Genomic DNA, 21,960 nt, shown 5'->3' with positions numbered 1-21,960 from the left:
ATGCCTCCCGTCTTCGCCCACGGACGTCTCCGCCTCTACCTGCTCAAACTGCTGGACGAGGCCCCGCGCCACGGCTACGAGGTGATCCGGCTGCTCGAAGAACGCTTCCAGGGCCTGTACGCCCCGTCGGCGGGCACCGTCTACCCCCGCCTCGCCAAGCTGGAGGCGGAGGGCCTGGTCACGCACACCACCGAGGGCGGCCGCAAGGTCTACGCCATCACCGACGCCGGTCGCGCCGAACTGGCGGACCGCGGCGGCGAGTTGGCCGACCTGGAGCTGGAGATCCGGGAGTCGGTGGCCGAACTGGCCGCCGAGATAAGGGCCGACGTCCGTGGCGCGGCCGGCGATCTGCGCCGCGAGGTGCGGGCGGCCGCCTCGGAGGCCCGGCGCGGCAGCGGAACGGGGGCCGCGGCCGGGGCCGGGGCCGGGGAGTTCGGCGACCTCGGTGACAAGGAGTCCTGGCGGGCCGCCAAGGAGGAGATGCGGCGTGCCAAGCAGGAGTGGAAGGAGCAGGCCCGCCGGGCCAAGGACGAGAGCCGCCGGGCCCGTGACGAGGCCCAGCGGGCCCGCCGGCAGGCCCAGGAGGCCCAGGCCCGGGCCCGCGCGCAGGCCCAGGAGGAGATGCAGCGCATCGCCCACCGGGTGCAGGAGCACGTCCAGGACCACTTCGCACGCGGTGACTGGCCGACGGGGGTCCGCGAGGGCCTTACCGAACTCGCCAAGGAGTTCGGGGAGTTCGGCAAGGACTACGGCATGGAGTTCGGGAGGGAGTTCGGCAAGGACTTCGGCTTCGGCGGCCGTGCCGAGCCGCAGCCCGGATCGGGCCCGGACCTCCGCAAGCCGGCGCCGGCCGAGCCCCGGACACCGGAGTACTCGGGGACCCCGGAGGACTTCCCGGCCCAGTACGTCCCCGAGTGGGCGCACGGCGACGAGACCGGCACCGGCGATCCGGCCCGCGACCTCGACCGGCTCCTGGACCGCTTCCGTGACGACATCCGGGACGCGGCCCGCGACCACGGAGTCAGCGCGGAGCAACTCGCCGACACCCGTCGCCACCTGTCGGCGGCGGCGGCCCGCATCGGAGCGCTGCTGCGCGGCCCGAAGTCCTGAGGAAGGGGCGAGGGGGGAAGCGGGCCGCCGCACACGGCCCAACCCGCTTCCTCTCCCGCCCGCTTCCCCTTCCGCCCGCTTCCCCTTCCGCCCGCTTCCCCCTCGCGCACGACGTGACCGCTCGCCGCCGCTCAGGAGCCACTCAGGAGCCGGTCAGGAGCCGGTCACGAGTTGGTCAGGACGATCTTCCCGAACTGGTCGCCGGACTCCAGCCGCTGGAAGCCCTCGCGGGCGCGGTCGAGCGGCAGCAGTTCGTCGATGACGGGACGTACTCCGGTGGCGGCGCAGAAGGCGAGCAGGTCCTCCAGCTCGTCCTTGGTCCCCATGGTCGAGCCCACGACCTTCAGTTCGAGGAAGAAGATCCGGGTCAGCTCGGCGTGCGAGGGCCGGTCGCCGCTGGTGGCACCGGAGATGACGATCGTGCCGCCGGGGCGCAGCGACTTCACCGAGTGGGACCAGGTGGCGGCGCCGACGGTCTCGATCACGGCGTCCACCCGCTGCGGCAGCCGGGCCCCCGGTTCGACCGCCTCGACGGCGCCCAGTTCCAGGGCCCGCTTGCGCTTCGCCTCGTCCCGGCTGGTGGCGAAGACCCGTAGCCCCGCGGCCTTGCCGAGCACGATCGCGGCGGTGGCGACGCCGCCGCCCGCGCCCTGCACGAGGACCGAGTCACCGGGACGGACGCCCGCGTTGGTGAACAGCATCCGGTACGCCGTCAGCCATGCGGTGGGCAGACAGGCGGCCTCCGCGAAGGACAGCTCCCTGGGCTTGGGCAGGAGGTTCCAGGTGGGTACGGCGACCTGCTCGGCGAAGGTGCCCTGGTAGCGCTCGGTGAGGATGGACCGGGGTTCGTCCGGCCCGACCCCGTGGCCGCTCTGCCCGATCACGGAGTGCAGGACGACCTCGTTGCCGTCCGCGTCGACGCCGGCGGCGTCACAGCCGAGGATCATCGGCAGCCGGCCCTCCGGGAGACCGACACCGCGCAGGGACCAGAGGTCGTGGTGGTTGAGGGAGGCGGCCCGGACATCGACGGTACTCCAGCCGGGACGGGCCCCGGGGGCGGGACGATCCCCCAACTCAAGGCCGGAGAGCGGCTGGTCGCGGTCGATTCGGGCGGCGTAGACGGCGAACATAGGGCCGACGATAGGTTCCCGGGGCCGAGGGCGAAACCGGGGGGTGCTGTGACACATCCCCTCTTGCGCGGGGCGCCCCGCGCAGGGGCACGGCCGCCGGCGCCCCGTGAGGGGCGCGGGGAACTGCGCGATCAGCCCCCACCGACCAGCACCCGACAACGGCTGAGGCCCCTGCAGGGGCCTGGGGCGGCAGCCCCCAGGACGGCGGTCACCTCGTAGGCACCCGAACGGGTGGGCGGGCGGTCACCTCGTAGGCACCCGAACGGGTGGGTGGTCGGGCAAAGAAATGGCCCCGCCCGGGAGGGCGGGGCCATTCAGCTCAACGTCAGCGCCGGGCGACGCCCTCGGCGCGCGCAGCCGCGGCCACCGCCGCGGTCACCGCCGGGGCGACCCGCTCGTCGAACGGCGAGGGGATGACGTAGTCCGGGGCGAGATCGTCGCCGACGACCGACGCCAGCGCCTCCGCCGCGGCGATCTTCATCCCCTCCGTGATCCTGGAGGCCCGCACCTGGAGCGCGCCCGCGAAGATCCCGGGGAACGCCAGCACGTTGTTGATCTGGTTGGGGAAGTCCGACCGCCCGGTCGCGACGACCGCCGCGTACTTGTGGGCGACGTCGGGGTGCACCTCCGGGTTCGGGTTGGCCATGGCGAACACGAACGCGCCCTCGGCCATGGAGGCGACGGCCTCCTCCGGGACCGTACCGCCGGAGACGCCGATGAAGACGTCGGCGCCGGCCAGCGCGTCCTCGAGGGTGCCCTTGAGTCCGGCCTTGTTGGTGAACCCGGCCACCTCGCGCTTGACGGCGGTGAGGTCGTCACGGTCCGCCGAGATGATGCCCTTGCGGTCGGCCAGGGCGACGTCCCCGATGCCGGCCTCGACCAGCATCTTGGCGATCGCGACCCCGGCCGCGCCGGCGCCCGAGATCACCGCCCGCAGCTGGCCGATCTCCCGGCGGCTGAGCCGCGCCGCGTTCCGCAGCGCCGCCAGCGTCACGACGGCCGTGCCGTGCTGGTCGTCGTGGAAGACCGGGATGTCGAGCCGCTCCTGGAGCTTGCGCTCGACCTCGAAGCACCGCGGTGCCGAGATGTCCTCGAGGTTGACTCCGCCGAAGGAGGGAGCGAGCCGGACGACGGTCTCCACGATCTCGTCGACGTCGGTGCAGGCGAGGGCGATCGGGACCGCGTCCACGCCGCCGAACTGCTTGAAGAGGATCGCCTTGCCCTCCATCACGGGGAGGGAGGCCTCGGGGCCGATGTCCCCGAGTCCGAGCACGGCCGTACCGTCGGTGACGACGGCCACGACGGACGACTTCCATGTGTAGTCGTTGACCAGCTCGGGCTGTTCCGCGATCGCGGTGCACACGCGCGCGACTCCGGGCGTGTACGCGAGGGAAAGGTCGTCCTTGTCACGGATCGGCACGGTGGCCTGCACGGCCATCTTGCCGCCGCGGTGGAGCGCGAACGCCGGATCGAAGGAGTCGAGGGGCTCGGCCCCACCGTCCTGGTCCGAATTGCCCGGCGTGCTGTCGCTGCGAGGATTGACGATCTCCGCTGCCACTTGTCTTACCCCTTAGGTATGCATGGTTGAGGGTCGGCCGCTTCCGGTGAGGAAGTGGACGGGCACCGCGCAGGGCCCGACGACTGATACGTACGAGTGGCACGTACGAGCGCCTGCGCGACGGGCGCGCCGCACACGCGCCCTGGAGCCCCGGATGAGGGGTGTAAAGAACCTTCTTACCGGACGGACGGCGCCCGCGACGAGTCGAATAGGCGCAAGGTCACATCACGGATGTCGTAGGTAACCGACAGATGAGCGGTCCGGGTGACCGGCGGACGACCCCGGGGTAGGGCCCGGGATGAACCGGCGGTGAACCGAAGATCTTCCGGCCAGAAGGTCGGATTCCCGCAGATGTGCGGGGCGGCGGGTCGAGGGAGGCCCTGCCCGACGTGTCCCGGGGGTCACCCGTTATCCGATTTTGACATCGTGACACGCCTGAATGGAGCAATCCCAATGGCAGGATGCCGTAAACCCACGAGGTCGCGACACCCGATGGTGTGTGTTTCCGTCGACCCATCGGCATATCGACATATCAGGCACATCGGTATATCGGCTTGTTCAACCCACCGCCGGAGGAAACCACCATGACCGCAAGCTCCACCCGTCGTACCACTGTCGCGCGCTCCAGGACCGCAGCGTTCGGTGCGATCGCGGTCGCGGGCGCCCTGATCCTCACCGGCTGCGGTGACCAGACGGACAAGGGCAGCGACACCGGCTCCTCCTCGTCCTCGGCCCCGCTGGCGAGCAAGCTGCCGGACGACATCCGCAAGGCCGGTGTGATCAAGGTGGGCTCGGACATCGCCTACCCGCCGGTCGAGTACATGGAGAACGGCAAGGCCGTCGGTGTCGACCCGGACATCGCGGACGCGCTGGGCAAGCAGCTGGGCGTGAAGTTCGACTTCCAGAACGGCAAGTTCGCCCAGCTCATCGTGGGTCTGCAGTCCAAGCGGTTCGACATGGTGATGTCGGCGATGAACGACACCAAGGACCGCCAGAACGGCATCGACTCCGACACCGGCAAGAAGGTCGGCAACGGCGTCGACTTCGTCGACTACTTCACCGCCGGCACCTCGATCCTCGTCCAGAAGGGCAACCCGAAGGGCATCAAGTCCCTCGACGACCTGTGCGGCAAGGTCGTCGCCCTGCAGCAGGGCACCACCTCCGAGGGCATCGCCAAGGCGCAGAGCACGAAGTGTACGAAGGACGGCAAGAAGGCCATCACCCTGCAGACCTTCGACACCGACCCCGAGGCGCTGCTCCGGCTGAAGCAGGGTGCGTCCGTCGCCGACCTGAACGACTTCCCGGTCGCGGCCTACAACGCCAAGACCTCGGGCGGCGGCAAGGACTTCGAGGTCGTCGGCGACCAGATCGAGGCCGGCCCCTACGGCATCGCCGTCACCAAGGAGAACACCCAGCTGCGTGACGCCCTCCAGGCCGCCCTCGACGCGATCATCAAGAACGGCGACTACCAGAAGATCCTGGCGAAGTGGAACGTCACGCAGGGCGCGGTCACCGAGGCGAAGACCAACGGCGGCTCCTGAGCACCCCGGGCAAGACTGAAGGGCTGTCACTGTGACTGACACGGCCGACAAGACTCCGGCGCCGACGGTGCCGCCGGAGCAGATCAAGGCCATCCCGGTACGCCACTACGGCCGCTGGGTGGCCGGCGCCGCCGTCATCGCCGTCCTGGTGCTGATCGGTATCGCCTTCTCCAACGCGAACATCAACTACAGCATCATCCCGGACTACCTCACGGACGGCACCATCCTGTCCGGCGTCTGGCACACGCTGTACATCTCGGTGCTCGCGATGGTCCTGGGCCTGGTCCTCGGCATCATCCTCGCGGTGATGCGGATGTCCTCGAACCCGGTCACCAGCACCGTGGGCTGGCTGTACGTCTGGTTCTTCCGCGGTACTCCGGTGCTGGTGCAGCTGCTGCTCTGGTACAACCTGTCCCTCGTGTTCCCCATCCTCAACCTGGGGTTCTACAAGGACGAGATGAACCAGGTCATGACGCCGTTCCTGGCGGCGCTGCTGGGTCTCGGCCTCAACGAGGCCGCGTACATGTCCGAGATCGTGCGGGCCGGCATCCAGTCGGTCGACGAGGGCCAGACCGAGGCCTCGCACGCGCTGGGCATGACCAGCGGCCAGACGCTGCGCCGGGTGATCCTGCCGCAGGCGATGCGGGTGATCGTGCCGCCGACCGGCAACGAGTTCATCAACATGCTCAAGACCTCGTCCCTGGCGTACGCGGTGCAGTTCAACGAACTGATCAAGCGCGCCCAGGACATCTCCAGCACCTCGCTGGCGGTCGTGGAGATGTACTTCGTCGCGTCGATCTGGTACCTGATCCTCACCAGCGTCTTCAGCGTCGGCCAGTACTACCTGGAGCGCCGTTACGCCCGCGGTTCGACGCGCAACCTGCCGCCGACGCCGTTCCAGCGTCTGCGGAAGAACCTCCGCCTGTTCGGTTCGTTCCGCCGCCCGGAGGTGGCCCGATGACCGGTCTCGCCAAGGACATCACCCCGCCGAGCAGCGGCGCGCCGATGGTCAAGGCCGAGGGCGTGCACAAGTCGTTCGGGCTGGCGCACATCCTCAAGGGCATCGACCTGGAGGTGCTGCCGCGCGAGGTGTTCTGCCTGATCGGCCCGTCCGGTTCCGGCAAGAGCACGTTCCTGCGGTGCATCAACCATCTGGAGAAGATCAGCGCCGGCCGGCTGTACGTCGACGGTCATCTGGTCGGCTACCGCCAGCACGGCGACAAGCTCTACGAGCTGAAGGAGAAGGAGGTCGCAGCGCAGCGACGGGACATCGGCATGGTGTTCCAGCGCTTCAACCTCTTCCCGCACATGACGGCCCTGGAGAACGTCATGGAGGCGCCGGTCCAGGTCAAGCGCGAGTCCAGGGCGGTGGCCCGGGAGCGTGCGGAGCGGCTCCTCGACCGGGTGGGCCTCGGCGACCGCAAGGGCCACTACCCGGCGCAGCTCTCCGGCGGCCAGCAGCAGCGGGTGGCGATCGCCCGCGCCCTCGCCATGCAGCCGAAGCTGATGCTCTTCGACGAGCCGACCTCCGCGCTCGACCCGGAGCTGGTCGGCGAGGTCCTGGACGTGATGCGGGACCTGGCCGAGGACGGCATGACGATGATCGTCGTCACCCACGAGATGGGCTTCGCCCGCGAGGTCGGCGACAGCCTGGTCTTCATGGACGACGGCGTGGTGGTCGAGTCCGGCCACCCGCGTGACGTCCTGACCAACCCCCAGCACGACCGCACGAAGTCGTTCCTGTCGAAGGTGCTGTAACAGGACCACGGCCGACGCCACCGAAGGGGCGGTACGACTCTTCTCGTACCGCCCCTTCGGTCTGTCTACTTCACCGCGAGCAGCAGCGTGTCCGACGGCGAGCACCACACCGCCCGGGCCTCGCCGAAGCCCTTCTCCCGCAGCACGCGTGCGTGCCAGGCCGCCGGGGGCATCTCGCCCTCCGCGTGCTCGCCGTAGATCTCGAACCGGCGGGCCGTCGGGCCGGCCAGTACCGGGTCCTGCGCGGCCAGCTGCCACCACTCGGCCCAGTCGAGCGCTCCCGACTCCTTGGCCTGATCCATACGGCGATGCCGCTGCGCCCGTTCCGCCGCGTTGATCCGGGGCGTGCTGTCGTCGATCATGTGGTCCGCGTTCATGAAGACACCGCCGTCGCGGACGAGTTCCGCGACCTGACCGTAGAGAGCCGCGAGGGGTTCGCTGTGCAGCCAGTGCAGGGCCGTGGCGGTCAGGACGGCGTCGTACGAGTCGTACGGCAGCCGAGCGGTCCACTCGGGGTCCTTGAGGTCGGCGGTGACGAACGTGGCCCGCTCGTCGCCCGCGAAGGTGCCCTCGGCGATGGCGAGGAGGGCCGGGTCGAGGTCGACTCCGACGCTCACGGCCGCCGGGAAGCGGTCGAGCAGCCGGGCGGTGATGCTACCGGTGCCGCACGCGAGGTCGAGAATCCGCGGGGCCGTACCGACGAGCGCCTCGACCATGTCGAGCATGATCCGGAACCGTTCCTCGCGGTCCGGCATGTACCACTCCTGCTGCCGGTCCCAGCTCTCCTGCCAGGCCCGCCAGTCGGCCCCGGTCGTGGTCGTCTGCGCGTCCGTCATGGCAACCCTCCGCCGTACGAGTCCCGTAATACCCTGGAAGCACGACCGGCTGTTACCCGACCGCACCACTGACCGTAGAACACCCCCGTAAGGACTACAAGTGGAACTGGCCTATTACTCGGACTATGCCGTCCGTCTCGTCAACAGCGAGGAACCGGCCCGGGGCAAGGACTCCCTGACCTCGGTCGAGGCCGTCCGCGACCTCTTCGGGGTCAACGCGTCGGCGGCCCGCCGCACCACCGACGCCGACGTCACCCGCTTCCGCTCGGTACGGGCCCGGCTGCGCGCGGTCTTCGAGGCGGCCGACAAGGGCGACGAGACCCTGGCCGTGGACCTGCTGAACTCACTGCTGCTCGAATTCCCGGTGTCACCGCAGATCTCCGGCCACGACCACCGGGACGAGGACGACCGCCCGCTGTGGCACATGCACCTGGCCGACCACCCCTCCAACGCCACCGCGGGCTATGCGGCGATCGCGGCGATGGGCCTGGCCTTCCACCTCACCGAGTACGGCGTCGACCGGCTCGGCCTGTGCGAGGCGGCGCCGTGCCGCAACGCCTACCTCGACACCTCCACCAACCGCTCCCGGCGCTACTGCTCGGACCGCTGCGCGACCCGCGCCAACGTGGCCGCCTACCGGGCCCGCAAACGCCTGGAGGCGGACCGGCCCGACCTGGCCGACCGGTCGGCGAGCACCGGGCGGGCCGCCGAGAGCGCCCAGCGCGCCAGCGCCAGCGGCGAGCGCTGACCGGCCCTGAGCGGCCGCCAGCGGAACAGGGCGCGGCCGAGGATCAGTTCGTCCGGCACGGCCCCGTAGTCCGTGCTGTCCCCGCCCGCGTACGCGTTGTCCCCGAGTACCCACCAGCCGCCCTCGCGCAGCTCCGCGGCCCGCTTGACGACCAGCAGGTCCTGCTGGAAAGGATGGCGCAGGACGACGACGTCACCGGCCCTCACCCGGGCCCCGTAGCGCACCAGGAGCTGATCCCCCTGGTACAGCGTGGGCACCATCGACGGGCCGGTCACCTCGGCCAGCCCGAAGAGCGCGGCGCCCCTCCCCCGCTCGGTCTCCTGCGACAGCTCCGGCATCGCCGGCACCTCCCCGGTCCGTTCCTCCACCAGTCTCAGTCTGACCCTGGACTTTTGTCCTAAGCCCATGGGGGCACTCGCGAAATCAGGCTTCCCAGGGAGTAATGTCCCACCTGAGAAGACGATCACGAGGAAGGAATGCTCCATGCTTTCCCGCCTGTTTGCCCCCAAGGTCAAGGTCAGCGCACACTGCGACCTGCCCTGCGGTGTGTACGACCCGGCCCAGGCCCGCATCGAGGCGGAGTCGGTGAAGGCCGTGCAGGAGAAGATGGCCGCCAACGACGACCCGCACTTCCAGGCTCGCGCCACCGTCATCAAGGAGCAGCGCGCCGAGCTTGCCAAGCACCACGTGTCGGTGCTCTGGAGTGACTACTTCAAGCCCCCGCACTTCGAGAAGTACCCGCAGCTGCACGTGCTGGTCAACGACACCCTGAAGGCCCTGTCCGCCGCCAAGGCGTCCACGGACCCGAAGACCGGCGAGAAGGCCCTGGAGCTCATCGCCGAGATCGACAAGATCTTCTGGGAGACCAAGAAGGCCTGACCTTCCCGGTCCACCAGCCCGCACCCGGCCCGCAGGCCGCCACCCACGGCGTCCGAGGCGGCCGGGTGCGGTCGTTTCCCCCGGCCCGCCCATGAGGCGGCGGCCGGGCCCGGATTCAGATCATGTGGAAGATCCCCGGGCCCTGCGCCGAGCCGTGTTCATCAGGTTTCACGAGCAAAGAGCCCGGCCGGGGAACCGGCCGGGCTCTTCGGGTCGGGGCTAGTGGTGGTCGTCCTCGCCGGCCTCCAGGAGGCCCGCCGCCGCACCCACGATCCGCGGGTCCGGGCTGCCGACGACCTCCTCGTCCTTGTTGGCGTAGTCGAAACGGGCCAGAACGCTGCGCATGGCCTCGACACGGGCCCGCTTCTTGTCGTTGCTCTTGACCACCGTCCAGGGGGCGTACTCGGTGTCCGTCTCCCGGAACATCGCGACCTTCGCGGCCGTGTAGTCGTCCCAGCGGTCCAGCGAGGCCAGGTCCATCGGGCTGAGCTTCCACTGCCGTACCGGGTCGACCTGGCGGATGGTGAAGCGGGTCCGCTGCTCGCTCTGCGAGACCGAGAACCAGAACTTCACCAGGTCCACCCCGTCGTCCACCAGCATCCGCTCGAACAGCGGGGCCTGCCGCATGAAGCGCCGGTACTCGTCGTCCGAACAGAAGCCCATGACCCGCTCGACGCCGGCCCGGTTGTACCAGGACCGGTCGAAGAGGACGATCTCACCGGCCGTCGGGAGGTGTTCGACGTAGCGCTGGAAGTACCACTGGCCGCTCTCGCGCTCGCTGGGCTTCTCCAGCGCCACCACCCGCGCGCCACGGGGGTTCAGGTGCTCCGTGAAGCGCTTGATGGTGCCGCCCTTGCCGGCCGCGTCCCGGCCCTCGAAGACGATGACTATCCGGCGCCCGGTCTCCTTGATCCAGGTCTGCAGCTTCAGCAGCTCGATCTGCTGGAGCCGCTTGTGCCACTCGTACTCCTTGCGCTCCATGCGCTGCGGGTACGGGTAGTTCTCCCGCCAGGTGTCGATCGGGGATCCGTCCGGGCGGATGAGTACGGGGTCGTCCGGGTCGCTGTAGTCGACCTTCAGGTCGGCCAGGTCGGACAGCAGGTCCGGCGTCGTCATCCAGTCCTCCTCAGCGGCTAGCGGGTCGGTGGATCAGTGGAACTGCGGCACGATCAGGTAGATGCCGTACGCCACCACCGCCGCACAGGCGAGGAAGCACAGCCCCGCCTGGGCGGCGCCCACGGCGCTGGTGCCGCCCCGCTCCTTGGCCCCCTCCTGGCGGGCGAGCCCGAGGACGCCGAGAGAGAAGACAACCACCACTGCGAATGTAACTCCGATGCTCACGGCGGTGACCTCGCCGAGTGCGGTCCAGTCGATGCTCATGGGAACTCCCTCACTCAGGCGGCGGTACCGACGTGCGACGGGGGCGTGGTGCGGATGGCGACCTCGTGGCCGTCGTTGACGTTCTTCGCGTCGATCGGGTTGCGACGCGACAGCAGGACGATGCCCGCCGCGAGCGCGGCGCCGACCAGCGCGACCACGACCGTGCCGAAGTTGCCGCCGTGCTTGACCGCGGCCGCGGAGATGCCGCCGACCAGCGCGGCGGAGGGCAGGGTGATCACCCAGGCGGCCACCATGCGCCCGGCGATGCCCCAGCGGACCTCCGCGAGCCGCCGGCCGAGGCCCGCGCCGAGGATGGAACCGGAGGCGACCTGCGTGGTGGACAGGGCGAAGCCCATGTGGGCCGAGGTCAGGATGACGGCCGTGGAGGCGGTCTCCGCCGCGAAGCCCTGCGGTGACTGGATCTCGGTCAGGCCCTTGCCCATGGTGCGGATGATCCGCCAGCCGCCGATGTAGGTGCCGAGGGCGATGGCGAGACCGGCGGAGAAGATGACCCAGACCGGCGGGCCGGCGTCGCCGGGGAGCGCGCCGACGGAGATCAGGGTCAGGGTGATGATGCCCATGGTCTTCTGGGCGTCGTTGGTGCCGTGCGCGAGCGAGACCAGCGAGGCCGAGCCGATCTGCCCGAGCCGGAAGCCCCTGGTCACGGAGTCCGCGCGGCCGCGGGCGGTGAGCTTGTAGGCGCAGTACGTCGCGATCAGCGCGGCGACGCCCGCCACCACCGGCGAGGCGAACGCCGGGATGATGATCTTCTCGAGGACCTTGCCGAAGTTGACCGCGCCGGAGCCCGCGCCGACCCACACCGCGCCGATCAGCCCGCCGAACAGGGCGTGCGAGGAGCTGGAGGGCAGTCCGACCAGCCAGGTCAGCAGATTCCAGAGGATCGCACCCACCAGCCCCGCGAAGATCATCGCGGGGGTCACCTTGGCGTCGTTCACAATGCCGCCGGAGATCGTCTTGGCGACCTCCGTCGAGAGGAAGGCTCCGACCAGGTTCAGCACTCCGCTGATCAGAACGGCCGTCTTCGGTTTGAGCGCACCCGTCGCGATGGACGTGGCCATCGCGTTCGCCGTGTCGTGGAACCCGTTGGTGAAGTCGAAAGCAAGCGCAGTGACGATCACGACCGCCACGAGGAACGTGATGTGGTCCATTCCTATATGCAAACAAGCGCGAGCCAATTGCGCGAGAACCGGAGGGAAACGAAGGTACAAGAACAGAGCCGGTCCGCGTGCGCGATGTGCATGCCATGCTGAGGCCATGACCCTGGAGGACCTGAGGCGGCTGCGCCGAACGCGCGACCGCATGGACCGCGAGTACGCCGAGCCGCTCGACATGACCGAGCTCGCACGCACGGCCCTCATGTCGCCGGGGCACTTCCAGCGCAGCTTCCGCAAGGCCTTCGGGGAGACGCCGTACAGCTACCTCATGACCCGGCGGGTCGAACGGGCCAAGGCCCTCCTGCGGCGCGGCGACCTCACCGTGACGGAGGTGTGCATGGCCGTCGGCTGCACCTCGCTCGGATCCTTCAGCTCACGGTTCACCGAGCTGGTCGGGGAGACGCCGAGCGCGTACCGGGCGCGGGACCACGAGGAGAGCACGGTGATCCCGTCCTGCGTGGCCCGTACGTTCACCCGGCCCCGTCGCCGCCCGCATTGAACGGATCACTTTCCGCTGCCCCGGCCCTACACTGGCCGCCGAGGTCGACACCGCACACACCACCGCGCACACCACCGGCACCGCGCAGACCACCGGCACCGCGCAGACCACCGCCCAGACCACCGCGCACACCGCCCGCGCGGACCCGCCCCCGGAGGGTCCGCCGGCCGTCACAGCCGCCCATGTCACCCGGGCCCTCGTCGGCACCTCGGGCATCCGCGCCCCCGACCCCACCGACGGGGCCGCCCCGCCTCCCGGTCACGACCCCTATGTCTGGGCCATGAGCTGACCCGGCACGGCGGATCGTTTCCTCCTAGCCTGACCCCATGGACGTAAAACTCGCGCAGTGTTTCATCGCCGTCGACGACCATGACAAGGCCCTGGCCTTCTACCGGGACGTTCTCGGCCTGGAGGTCCACAACGACGTGGCGTTCGAGGGGATGCGCTGGGTGACCGTCGGGTCGCCGCAGCAGCCGGGCGTGGAGATCGTGCTGGAGCCGCCGGGCGCCAACCCGGACGCCTCCCCGGCCGACCGGCAGGCCATGGCGGAGTTGCTCGCCAAGGGGATGCTGCGCGGGGTGATCTTCTCCACCACCGACTGCGACGCGCTGTACGAACGGGTGCGGGAACACGGCGGTGACGTGATCCAGGAACCGACGGACCAGCACTGGGGCGTGCGGGACTGCGCGTTCCGTGACCCAGCGGGCAACCTGCTGCGCTTCACGGAACGCCGGGACGAGTAGCCCCTCTACGATCCCCTCCATGACCATCCGCTGGACGTACGCCTTCGCCGACCGCCCCGCCGCGCACCTCGCCGCCGCCCAGGCCTTCTGGACGGCCGTCACGGGCACCTTCCTCTCCGCACCCCGCGGGGAGAACGACGAGTTCGTGACGCTGCTGCCGACCACCGGCGTCGACGCCTGCGTCAAGGTCCAGGGCGTCGACTCGGGGCCCGGCGGAGCCCACCTGGACCTCTGCGCGGAGGACGTGCCGGGGCTGGTGAAGCGGGCCCGCGAACTCGGCGCCGAACCGGTAGCCGAGCACGAGGGCTGGGCCGTACTGCGGTCGCCGGCCGGGCAGTCGTGGTGCGCGGTGCCCTGGCAGGGGGAGTCGGTACGGCCGCCGGTCGTCGCGGGCAGCCGGCTCGACCAGGTCAGCCTCGACATCCCGCCGTCCGCGTACGAGATGGAGACCGCGTTCTGGGCGGAGCTGACCGGCTGGGAGCTGCTGACCGGTTCACTGCCGGAGTTCCGGGTGCTCAGGCCGCCGGCCGGGCTGCCCGTGCGGTTCCTGCTGCAGCGGCTGGCCGACGAGCGGCCCGCCACCGCCCATCTCGACCTGGCCTGCGCGGACATCGCGGCGACCCGGGCCAGGCACGAGGAGCTCGGCGCCGTCCAGGTGGCCGAGGGCCGGCACTGGACGGTGCTGCGCGACCCGGCGGGCGGTGTCTACTGCCTGACCGGCCGCGACCCGGAGACGGGCGGGCTCCCGGGCAGGGGCTAGCCCCAGGGCTCCACGTCCACCACGGCCGTCACCGGGATCGGTCCGTACACGTGCGGGAACTCCTCGCCGCCCGGCTCCGCCGCCTCCCACCTCACCGGTACGCCGACCCGTGCCGGGTCCACGACCAGCACCACCAGCTCGTCCGGGCCGTCGTAGGAGCCGTACAGGAAGGCGGCTATGCGCGGGAGTTGGTCGCGGGTGGAGCAGTGGATGAAGCCCTCCTCCTGGAGGGTGCGGCCGCGGGTGGACAGCTCGTAGGTGCCGCGCGCGCGGGCCTCTTCCCACAGGGAGCGCTCGGTGATGTGCAGGATGTTCGCGAGTCCGGTCATGCCGTAACGCTAGGGCGTCGCCGGGTCGTGCTTCCCGGCGCCCTCGGACGGCGGGGACTGCGGCGGCCGTTCCCCCGCACGGTTTCCGGCGCAGTCGGGATTACGGCAGGGACCGGGCCCCCACACGGGAACCCACGCGCCCAGCGTCTTGTGCCGACGCACCACTCTCTCCACGGCCTGCCCGCACTCCGGACAGACCCGCTCCTGGCTGTCCATACCTCCAGCCTAGGCCGAAACCGAGACCTCCGGGATCCGAAGGAAACCGGCAGAACCCGGCAGGACCCGCCGGGGCGACGGCGAAGGGCGTCGGGCCCCGCACCCCGTCGCAGGCGACGCACCCCGTCGCAGGCGACGCGCCCCTCGAAAACGACGGGCCCCGCACGCCGTGGGGATGTGCGGGACCCGTTGGGCCGGAGCCCCCGGAGAGCCGTGCGGGGTCAGGAGCCGCGCGGTTCCGGGGGCCCCGGGGTCTTCACCTGCTGCGCCGGGTCACGAACTCGGCGAGCGCGAGCAGGCCGCCGGCGGACTCGGGGTCGGGCACGGCACGGGTGAGCTCCTGCACCGCCCGTGCCATCCGGTCGGCCGCCTCGGCCTGCGCCCAGTCACGGCCGCCGGCCCGCTCCACGGCCAGTGCCGTACGCGCGATCTCGTCGGTGTCGGCCCGCACCCGCGGCTTGGCGTACAGCTCGGCGAGTTCGGCCGCCGCCGGGGTACCGGAGGTGAGGGCCGCGACGACCGGCAGGGACTTCTTGCGGGCCGCCAGGTCCGCGCCGGCCGGCTTGCCGGTGCGCCGTGGATCACCCCATATCCCGATGACGTCGTCGATCAGCTGGAAGGCCAGCCCGGACTGCCGGCCGAAGCCGTCGAGCGCCGCCACCTCCTCCTCCGCCGCCCCCGCGTACAGCGCGCCCAGGGCGCACGCGGAGCCGAGCAGCGCCCCCGTCTTGGCCTCGGCCATGACGAGCACCTCGTCGAGGGTGACCTCGCCGGGTGCCCGGTCCTCCATGGCCGTGTCCGCGTGCTGACCGGCGCACAGTTCGAGGACGCACTGTGCGAGCCGGGCGGCGGCGGGCCCGGACGCCGGGTGCGGGTCCTCGGCGAGCAGCCGCAGGGCCAGCGCCTGGAGGGCGTCCCCGGCGAGGATCGCGTCGGCGTCGCCGAACACGGTCCACGCCGTGGGCCGGTGCCGCCGGGAGGTGTCCCGGTCCATGACGTCGTCGTGCAGCAGCGTGAAGTTGTGCACCAGCTCCACGGCGGCCGCGGCCGGCACGGCGGCCGCGCGGGCTGCCGGTCCGCCGAGCGCGTCGGCGGCGGCGAGGACGAGAGCGGGCCGGATGGCCTTCCCCGCGTCGCCGGCCGCCGGGGTGCCGTCCGCGTGCTCCCACCCGAAGTGGTAGCGCGCGATCCGCCGCATCGAACCCGGCAACGAGTCGACGGCCGCGTGCAGTTCGGGGTCGACGGACGCCCGGGCCCGCTCCAGTATGGCCGCCGCCTCGGCCCCGTCGAGGGACTCGGATCCCCCCGGCGGCACCCCGGTGGCACGCTGCTGGCGCTCCGTCACGAACTCGGCCATGGCCTCCCCCTCGCGGAGTGCGCATACGGTGGCGTCTCCGCCCCGGCTCGGCACGTACCCCGAGGGTGTACCCGCCCCGGAGGGCGGGGACACGGCCGCGAAGTGCGGAAACGTCACCTCCAGCGGCCGATCTCGACGTTCTCCAGCACGCCGAGCGCGTCGGGGACCAGAACGGCCGCCGAGTAGTAGGCCGTGACCAGGTAGTTGATGATGGCCTGCTCGTTGATGCCCATGAAGCGCACCGAGAGGCTCGGCTCGATCTCGTCGGGGATCCCGGACTGGCGCAGCCCGATGACACCCTGGTCCGCCTCGCCCGTACGCATGGCGATGATCGAGGTGGTCCGGGCCTCGGAGACCGGGATCTTGTTGCACGGGTAGATCGGGACCCCGCGCCACGTCGGGATGCGGTTGCCGCCGACCTCGACGGACTCGGGGACCAGTCCGCGCTTGTTGAGCTCACGGCCGAAGGCGGCGATCGCACGCGGGTGGGCGAGGAAGAGCTTGGTGCCGCGGCGGCGGCTGAGCAGCTCGTCCATGTCGTCCGGGCTGGGCACGCCGTCGTGCGGCTGCAGCCGCTGGTCGTACTGGCAGTTGCTGAGCAGACCGAACTCCGCGTTGTTGATCAGCTCGTGCTCCTGGCGCTCCTTCAACGCCTCGACGGTGAGCCGGAGCTGATGCTCGGTCTGGTTCATCGGCTGGTTGTAGAGGTCGGCGACCCGGGTGTGGATGCGCAGCACGGTCTGGGCGATGCTCAGCTCGTACTCACGCGGCCGGGCCTCGTAGTCGACGAAGGTGTGCGGGATCTCGGGCTCGCCGCTGTGGCCGGCCGCGAGGGCGACCTCCTTCTCGCCGAACTTGTTGGTGCGCTGCTCGGGGATCGCGCGCAGCTGCTGAAGGTGCTCGCGCAGCGAGTCGGCGCGCTCCGCGACCTGCTCGAAGTCCTGCCGGGACAGGGTCAGCACGGTGCAGGCCGTGTCCGCGCGGGCGGTGTACTCCCAGATGGCGTCCGGGTCGATCAGGCCCTGCTCGCCGAAGTGCGCGCCGTCGGCGAGGACGCCCAGCACCGCGTCGTCGCCGTACGGGCCGGTGCCGATCTTCTCGACACGGCCGTGGGCCAGCAGATAGACCTCCTCCGCCTGGCTGCCGAACGAGGCGATGACCTCTCCCGCGGCGAAGTCGCGCTGCCGGCAGCGCTGGGCCAGCTCCCCCAGCACCTCCTGGTCCTCGTACGACCGCAGGACGGGCAGCTCGCCCAGCTCCGCGGGGATGACCTCGACCCGGTCTCCGGTCTTCAGGAACGTGATACGGCCGTCACCGACCGTGTAGGTGAGCCGCCGGTTCACTCGGTACGTGCCGCCCTGGACATCGACCCAGGGCAGCGTCCGCAGCAGCCAGCGGGAGCTGATCTCCTGCATCTGGGGCGCGGACTTGGTCGTGGTGGCCAGGTTCCGCGCGGCCGCCGTGTCCAGAGACTGCTGCGGCTTGCCCTGATCCGTGCGGACCTCTTCGCCTACCGACATAAGGAAATGCCCTCCCATACCTGCGCGGACGCCGAACTGCCCACGCATCGGTCTCACCGGCCACCCTGTCATCACGGAACGTGCCCGGACCATTACCCGAAAGAGCGGGAATAGATCATCGAACAAGTGGGCATGCCGGGCGAATATCCACTCACCTGACCTGCGATATGACGACTTGTCCGGATCGGCTCGTACACGATCCGAACACCTTCGTGGGGGCTGGTCCGGGACTGCCGACTTCTGTAGAAGGTTCGGTACAAGCCAGCACAAAAGCTAAGGAGGCGGCCATGGCCCCACCCATGTCCGCGGACGCTCTCCTCGACGCGCTGCGGAGCGAGGGCGTCACGGTCGTCGAGGTCGGCGACTGGCGAGAACACAACCGGAACCACAAGGGGCCCTGGGGCCCGGTGCACGGCGTGATGATCCACCACACGGTGACCCACGGCACCGGCCCCACGGTCCGGATCTGCTACGACGGCCGCCCCGACCTGCCCGGCCCGCTCTGCCACGGCGTGATCACCAAGGACGGCACGGTCCACCTCGTCGGCCACGGCCGCGCCAACCACGCGGGACTGGGCGACGACGACGTCCTGCGCGCCGTGATCGCCGAGAAGGCCCTGCCCCCGGACAACGAGGCGAACACCGACGGCAACCGGCACTTCTACGGCTTCGAGTGCGAGAACCTGGGCGACGGCGAGGACCCCTGGCCCGAGGCGCAGCTGGAGGCGGTCGAGAAGGTGGCCGCGGCGGTGTGCCGGCGGCACGGCTGGTCCGAGCGGTCCGTGATCGGCCACGCGGAGTGGCAGCCGGGGAAGGTGGACCCCCGTGGGTTCACGATGGCCTGGCTGCGCGAGCGCGTCCGGGACCGTCTGAAGTGACCCCTTGTGCACGCTCCGGGCGACAATGACGGCGTGACCAGCGCCGACATACTCACCCCCCGGCTCCCGTCCCCTCTCGAGGAGGTGGCCGACGACCGGTTCGCCCGCCACGGCGTCCGGCTCCTCCTCAAGCGGGACGACCTGATCCACCCGGAGCTGATCGGCAACAAGTGGCGCAAGCTGGTCCCGAACATCGAGGCGGCGGCCGGACGCCCGGTGCTCACCTTCGGCGGGGCGTACTCCAACCATCTGCGGGCGACGGCCGCGGCGGGGCGCCTGCTCGGCTTTCCGACCGTGGGCGTGGTGCGGGGCGAGGAACTGGCCGCCCGGCCGCTGAACCCCTCGCTGGCGCGGTGCGCGGCCGACGGCATGCGTCTGCACTTCGTCGACAGGTCGACGTACCGACGCAAGACCGAGCCGGAGGTGCTCGCCGCTCTGGCGCGGGCGACGGGAACCGCGGACGCGTACGCCGTACCGGAGGGCGGCAGCAACGCGGCCGCGGTACGCGGGTGCCGGGCCCTGGGCGAGGAACTGCGCGGACGGGCCGACGTGGTGGCGATCGCGTGCGGAACCGGCGGCACGCTGGCCGGGCTCGCCGCCGGGCTGGGCGCGGGACAGCGCGCGCTGGGGGTGCCGGTGCTGCGGGGCGGGTTCCTGGCCGGGGAGACGGAGCGGCTCCAGCGGGAGGCGTTCGGGGGACGGCGGGGGGACTGGTCGCTCGACGAGCGGTTCCACTTCGGCGGGTACGCCCGGAGGACGCCCGAACTCGACGACTTCGCCAGGGACTTCGAGGACCGGCACGGGCTGGCGGTGGAGCGGTTGTATGTCGCCAAACTGCTGTATGGACTTGTCGAGCTGGCCGCGGAGGGCGCGTGGCGGCGCGGGACCCGGGTGGCGGCGGTGATCACCGCCTGACCAGCGCTTGCGGCGCGGACTCAGGCGGCCTCCCGGTACGCCGCCGCCTCCTCCAGGTCCAGTCGTCGCAGCAGCGTGCGGAGCATCTCGTCGTCGATGTAGCGGTGGTCGCGCAGGCGGACGAAGACCTCGCGTTCGGCGCTGATCATGTCGCGGGACAGCCGGCGGTAGGTGTCGTCGACCGACTCGCCGGTGACGGGGTTGGTCTGGCCGAGGCGCTCCCAGACGGCGTTGCGGCGGCGTTCCAGGACCGAGCGCAGGCGGTCGGCGAGCGGCGGGGGCAGTTCGTTGCGTTCGTCGGAGAGGAGTTCGTCGAGACGGTTCTCGGCCACGCGGGACGCCTGCGCCTGGGCGTTGGCCTCGGCGAGGGTCTCGGCCTGCACGTCCCGGGGCGGGAACTTCATCAGGCGGATCAGCGGGGCCAGGCTGAGGCCCTGCACCACCAGGGTGCCGATGACGGTCGTGAAGGTCAGGAACAGGATCAGGTTGCGCTGCGGGAAGGGGCCGCCGTCGTGCACGGTGAGCGGGATCGAGAAGGCGACGGCCAGCGAGACGACCCCGCGCATGCCGGCCCAGGACTCGACGGCGGGCGTTCTCCAGGTGGGTTTCTCCTCCCGTTCGCGGATCCGCCGGAACAGCATGCGCGGCAGGAAGGCCGCCGGGTAGATCCACACGAACCGGGCCGCGACCACGACGAGGAAGAGGGCGATCGCGTACCAGGCGGCGTCGATGCCCCGGTACGCGCCGAGGCCCTTCAGGACGACCGGCAGCTGCAGTCCGATCAGCGCGAAGACCGCCGACTCCAGCAGGAACGCGACCATCCGCCACACCGCGTCCTCCTGGAGGCGGGTGGCGAAGTCGACCTCCCAGGCGCGGTGGCCGAGATAGAGGGCGACCACCACGACCGCCAGCACACCGGAGGCGTGGAACTGCTCGGCGACGCCATAGGCGACGAACGGGATCAGCAGCGACAGCGTGTTCTGGAGCAGGGGCTCCTGGAGATGGGTGCGCAGCCAGTGGATCGGCACCATCAGCACCAGGCCGACCAGCACGCCGCCGATCGCGGCCACCAGGAACTCGCCGACCCCGTGCATCCAGGAGGCGCCCTCTCCGATGGCGGCCGCGACGGCGACCCGGTAGGCGGTGATCGCGGTGGCGTCGTTCAGCAGGGACTCGCCCTGCAGGATCGTGGTGAGCCGGGACGGCAGCCCCACCCGGCGGGCGATCGCGGCGGCCGCGACGGCGTCCGTGGGCGCCAGCACCGCGCCCATCGCCAGCGCCGCCGGCAGCGGCAGCCCGGGCACGATCATGTAGGCGGCCCAGCCGACGACGAAGGTCGCGAAGAGCACGTACCCGACCGACAGCAGCGCCACGGGCCGCATGTTGGCCCGCAGGTCCAGGTACGAGCTCTCGGTGCCCTCCTTGTACAGGAGCGGGGGCAGCACCAGCGGCAGCACGATGTCCGGGTCGAGCGTGTAGTCGGGGACCCCGGGAATGTACGAGACCGCCAGTCCGACGGCGACCAGCAGCAGGGGCGCCGGCACCGGGGTGCGACGCGCCGCACCCGCGATCGCCGCGCTTCCCGCGACCAGCAACAGCAGTGGCAACACGTCCAAGATCCTCGCCCGCCCTCATTTTTCGCGCGGCCACCCGCACACCCGTCGTAATCTGGCAATCATGAAACAGTGCACGCACGCCGGCGCGCTGCCGCACCCGGAACCCGAACCGCTGAACGAGACCTGCCCAGAGTGTCTCTCGCGGGGCTGGCACCCCGTCCAGCTGCGGCTCTGTCTGACCTGTGGCCATGTCGCCTGCTGCGACTCGTCACCGGGAAGACATGCGACGGGGCACCACGAGACGTCCGGTCACCCCGTGATGCGGACCTTCGAGCCGGGCGAGGACTGGCGCTGGTGCTTCGTCGACCACGTCCTCGTGTGACACTGCACTACGGCCGCTGAAGGCGGCCGTGGTGACGGTTCGACGGTTCGACGCCGGGGTACGTCAACCCGGCGCGCGCTCTTCCCAATTGGGCAAGCCGGACCCCTAGACACGGAGCGTATCCACAGGTTTACTGTGAGTGACGCCAGGGGGTTGGGGTCCCGGGCGGAAAAGTTCGGAGCGCGGTAGCGTCACCGCTGAACCACGTAGTGCGTTACCCCGGGGGGCGACCCTCGGCCCCGAAAAGCTTGTACCACCATGGAGGTGAGGGTGTCCCAGATCGCAGGCGAGCCCGCGACCCAGGACTTCGTGGAAGTCCGGCTGCCGGCTGCGGGTGCCTACCTGTCGGTGCTGCGGACGGCCACGGCCGGTCTCGCCGCCCGCTTGGACTTCACCCTGGACGAGATCGAGGACCTGCGCATCGCGGTGGACGAGGCCTGCGCGATCCTGCTCCAGCAGGCCGTTCCCGGCTCGGTTCTCAGCTGTGTCTTCCGCCTCGTCGACGACTCGCTGGAGGTCACGGTCTCCGCCCCGACCACGGACGGCCACGCCCCTTCGCGCGACACCTTCGCCTGGACCGTGCTCTCGGCCCTGGCGGGCAAGGTCTCGTCGGCCGTCGACGAGGACAAGACCGTGTCGATCAGCCTCTACAAACAGCGCGGCGCGGGACCCGGGCCGGCGTGAGGAACG

Annotated in this window: 25 protein-coding genes; 13 read left to right on the top strand and 12 right to left on the bottom strand. The window is 70.7% G+C overall.

The window, feature by feature from the left end:
• Positions 1–1,110, top strand: coding sequence for a PadR family transcriptional regulator (locus tag ACWDGI_RS04220; RefSeq protein WP_450755097.1), 1,110 nt, complete (start codon positions 1–3; stop codon positions 1,108–1,110).
• 164 nt (positions 1,111–1,274) lie between these two features.
• Here the strand turns inward: ACWDGI_RS04220 and ACWDGI_RS04215 are convergent, their stop codons facing one another.
• Positions 1,275–2,240, bottom strand: coding sequence for a zinc-binding dehydrogenase (locus tag ACWDGI_RS04215; protein WP_450755095.1), 966 nt, complete (start codon positions 2,238–2,240; stop codon positions 1,275–1,277).
• 325 nt (positions 2,241–2,565) lie between these two features.
• On the bottom strand, positions 2,566–3,798 hold the full coding sequence (locus tag ACWDGI_RS04210; RefSeq protein WP_450755093.1) for an NAD(P)-dependent malic enzyme: 1,233 nt from the start codon (positions 3,796–3,798) through the stop codon (positions 2,566–2,568).
• A 584-nt stretch (positions 3,799–4,382) separates the two neighbouring features.
• On the opposite strand from ACWDGI_RS04210, the gene ACWDGI_RS04205 reads away from it, so the two are divergent.
• The 3 genes from ACWDGI_RS04205 to ACWDGI_RS04195 are packed head-to-tail and all read left to right on the top strand — an operon-like array spanning position 4,383 to position 7,097.
• Positions 4,383–5,339, top strand: a complete 957-nt coding sequence (locus ACWDGI_RS04205; RefSeq protein ID WP_450755091.1) for an ABC transporter substrate-binding protein — start codon at positions 4,383–4,385, stop codon at positions 5,337–5,339.
• Positions 5,340–5,370: 31 nt separating this feature from the next.
• Positions 5,371–6,300 (top strand): amino acid ABC transporter permease, encoded by a 930-nt coding sequence (locus tag ACWDGI_RS04200; protein WP_450755089.1) that lies wholly within the window; start codon positions 5,371–5,373, stop codon positions 6,298–6,300.
• Positions 6,297–7,097 carry an amino acid ABC transporter ATP-binding protein gene (locus ACWDGI_RS04195; RefSeq protein WP_358919137.1) on the top strand — a complete coding sequence of 267 codons (801 nt, stop codon included), beginning with the start codon at positions 6,297–6,299 and terminating at the stop codon, positions 7,095–7,097. Before ACWDGI_RS04200 ends, ACWDGI_RS04195 begins: the two co-directional genes overlap by 4 nt.
• 65 nt (positions 7,098–7,162) lie before the next feature.
• On the opposite strand, the gene ACWDGI_RS04190 is transcribed toward ACWDGI_RS04195, so the two are convergent.
• Positions 7,163–7,933: a class I SAM-dependent methyltransferase gene (locus tag ACWDGI_RS04190; RefSeq protein WP_450755086.1), complete on the bottom strand. Its 771-nt coding sequence runs from the start codon at positions 7,931–7,933 to the stop codon at positions 7,163–7,165.
• Between the two features lie 100 nt (positions 7,934–8,033).
• Here ACWDGI_RS04190 and ACWDGI_RS04185 point away from each other — a divergent pair, with 100 nt between their 5' ends.
• Complete coding sequence (locus tag ACWDGI_RS04185; protein WP_450755084.1) at positions 8,034–8,681, top strand: CGNR zinc finger domain-containing protein; 648 nt, start codon at positions 8,034–8,036, stop codon at positions 8,679–8,681.
• On the opposite strand, the gene sodX is transcribed toward ACWDGI_RS04185, so the two are convergent.
• Entirely contained in the window at positions 8,567–9,019 is a 453-nt protein-coding gene (gene sodX, locus ACWDGI_RS04180; protein ID WP_450755313.1) for a nickel-type superoxide dismutase maturation protease, read from the bottom strand. The two genes, ACWDGI_RS04185 and sodX, sit on opposite strands and share 115 nt — an antisense overlap.
• Positions 9,020–9,164: 145 nt before the next feature.
• On the opposite strand from sodX, the gene sodN reads away from it, so the two are divergent.
• Positions 9,165–9,560 (top strand): superoxide dismutase, Ni, encoded by a 396-nt coding sequence (gene sodN / locus ACWDGI_RS04175; protein ID WP_055634112.1) that lies wholly within the window; start codon positions 9,165–9,167, stop codon positions 9,558–9,560.
• A 219-nt stretch (positions 9,561–9,779) separates the two neighbouring features.
• On the opposite strand, the gene ppk2 is transcribed toward sodN, so the two are convergent.
• Genes ppk2 through ACWDGI_RS04160 form a run of 3 tightly spaced genes read right to left on the bottom strand, consistent with a single transcriptional unit; the run spans position 9,780 to position 12,109 of the window.
• A complete protein-coding gene (gene ppk2 / locus ACWDGI_RS04170; RefSeq protein ID WP_450755082.1) occupies positions 9,780–10,676 on the bottom strand; it encodes a polyphosphate kinase 2 in 897 nt (298 codons plus the stop codon).
• Between the two features lie 33 nt (positions 10,677–10,709).
• Positions 10,710–10,940, bottom strand: a complete 231-nt coding sequence (locus tag ACWDGI_RS04165) for a hypothetical protein (RefSeq protein ID WP_450755080.1) — start codon at positions 10,938–10,940, stop codon at positions 10,710–10,712.
• A 14-nt stretch (positions 10,941–10,954) separates the two neighbouring features.
• Positions 10,955–12,109 (bottom strand): anion permease, encoded by a 1,155-nt coding sequence (locus ACWDGI_RS04160; protein ID WP_450755078.1) that lies wholly within the window; start codon positions 12,107–12,109, stop codon positions 10,955–10,957.
• A gap of 106 nt (positions 12,110–12,215) precedes the next feature.
• On the opposite strand from ACWDGI_RS04160, the gene ACWDGI_RS04155 reads away from it, so the two are divergent.
• The 3 genes from ACWDGI_RS04155 to ACWDGI_RS04145 all read left to right on the top strand — a co-directional run bounded on the left by ACWDGI_RS04155 (position 12,216) and on the right by ACWDGI_RS04145 (position 14,117).
• The gene (locus tag ACWDGI_RS04155) at positions 12,216–12,614 is read left to right on the top strand and encodes a helix-turn-helix transcriptional regulator (protein ID WP_450755076.1); all 399 of its coding nucleotides are present in this window, start codon (positions 12,216–12,218) and stop codon (positions 12,612–12,614) included.
• Between the two features lie 326 nt (positions 12,615–12,940).
• On the top strand, positions 12,941–13,357 hold the full coding sequence (locus ACWDGI_RS04150; RefSeq protein WP_362731516.1) for a VOC family protein: 417 nt from the start codon (positions 12,941–12,943) through the stop codon (positions 13,355–13,357).
• Positions 13,358–13,376: 19 nt separating this feature from the next.
• Positions 13,377–14,117 (top strand): VOC family protein, encoded by a 741-nt coding sequence (locus ACWDGI_RS04145; protein ID WP_450755074.1) that lies wholly within the window; start codon positions 13,377–13,379, stop codon positions 14,115–14,117.
• Here ACWDGI_RS04145 and ACWDGI_RS04140 read toward each other — a convergent pair.
• From ACWDGI_RS04140 to ACWDGI_RS04125, 4 genes are all read right to left on the bottom strand, one after another.
• Positions 14,114–14,446 carry a DUF952 domain-containing protein gene (locus ACWDGI_RS04140; RefSeq protein WP_450755073.1) on the bottom strand — a complete coding sequence of 111 codons (333 nt, stop codon included), beginning with the start codon at positions 14,444–14,446 and terminating at the stop codon, positions 14,114–14,116. The genes ACWDGI_RS04145 and ACWDGI_RS04140 overlap by 4 nt on opposite strands.
• A gap of 9 nt (positions 14,447–14,455) precedes the next feature.
• Positions 14,456–14,662 (bottom strand): hypothetical protein, encoded by a 207-nt coding sequence (locus ACWDGI_RS04135; protein ID WP_450755071.1) that lies wholly within the window; start codon positions 14,660–14,662, stop codon positions 14,456–14,458.
• Between the two features lie 256 nt (positions 14,663–14,918).
• A complete protein-coding gene (locus tag ACWDGI_RS04130; protein WP_450755069.1) occupies positions 14,919–16,019 on the bottom strand; it encodes a family 2 encapsulin nanocompartment cargo protein polyprenyl transferase in 1,101 nt (366 codons plus the stop codon).
• A 113-nt stretch (positions 16,020–16,132) separates the two neighbouring features.
• Positions 16,133–17,539 carry a family 2B encapsulin nanocompartment shell protein gene (locus ACWDGI_RS04125; RefSeq protein WP_450755067.1) on the bottom strand — a complete coding sequence of 469 codons (1,407 nt, stop codon included), beginning with the start codon at positions 17,537–17,539 and terminating at the stop codon, positions 16,133–16,135.
• Between the two features lie 287 nt (positions 17,540–17,826).
• Between ACWDGI_RS04125 and ACWDGI_RS04120 the strand changes: the two genes are divergently transcribed.
• Together ACWDGI_RS04120 and ACWDGI_RS04115 are read left to right on the top strand one after the other, a co-directional pair.
• Entirely contained in the window at positions 17,827–18,417 is a 591-nt protein-coding gene (locus ACWDGI_RS04120; protein WP_450755065.1) for an N-acetylmuramoyl-L-alanine amidase, read from the top strand.
• A 33-nt stretch (positions 18,418–18,450) separates the two neighbouring features.
• The gene (locus tag ACWDGI_RS04115; RefSeq protein ID WP_450755063.1) at positions 18,451–19,332 is read left to right on the top strand and encodes a 1-aminocyclopropane-1-carboxylate deaminase/D-cysteine desulfhydrase; all 882 of its coding nucleotides are present in this window, start codon (positions 18,451–18,453) and stop codon (positions 19,330–19,332) included.
• A 20-nt stretch (positions 19,333–19,352) separates the two neighbouring features.
• Here the strand turns inward: ACWDGI_RS04115 and ACWDGI_RS04110 are convergent, their stop codons facing one another.
• Positions 19,353–20,948 (bottom strand): Na+/H+ antiporter, encoded by a 1,596-nt coding sequence (locus ACWDGI_RS04110; RefSeq protein ID WP_450755061.1) that lies wholly within the window; start codon positions 20,946–20,948, stop codon positions 19,353–19,355.
• A gap of 61 nt (positions 20,949–21,009) precedes the next feature.
• On the opposite strand from ACWDGI_RS04110, the gene ACWDGI_RS04105 reads away from it, so the two are divergent.
• Both ACWDGI_RS04105 and ACWDGI_RS04100 read left to right on the top strand, forming a co-directional pair.
• Positions 21,010–21,270 carry a UBP-type zinc finger domain-containing protein gene (locus ACWDGI_RS04105; RefSeq protein WP_365801712.1) on the top strand — a complete coding sequence of 87 codons (261 nt, stop codon included), beginning with the start codon at positions 21,010–21,012 and terminating at the stop codon, positions 21,268–21,270.
• A 270-nt stretch (positions 21,271–21,540) separates the two neighbouring features.
• On the top strand, positions 21,541–21,954 hold the full coding sequence (locus ACWDGI_RS04100) for an ATP-binding protein (protein ID WP_004925829.1): 414 nt from the start codon (positions 21,541–21,543) through the stop codon (positions 21,952–21,954).
• Positions 21,955–21,960 lie beyond the last annotated feature (6 nt).

The sequence above is a fragment of the Streptomyces sp. NPDC001220 genome, assembly GCF_053597895.1.
This window is presented reverse-complemented; position numbering and strand designations above follow the sequence as displayed.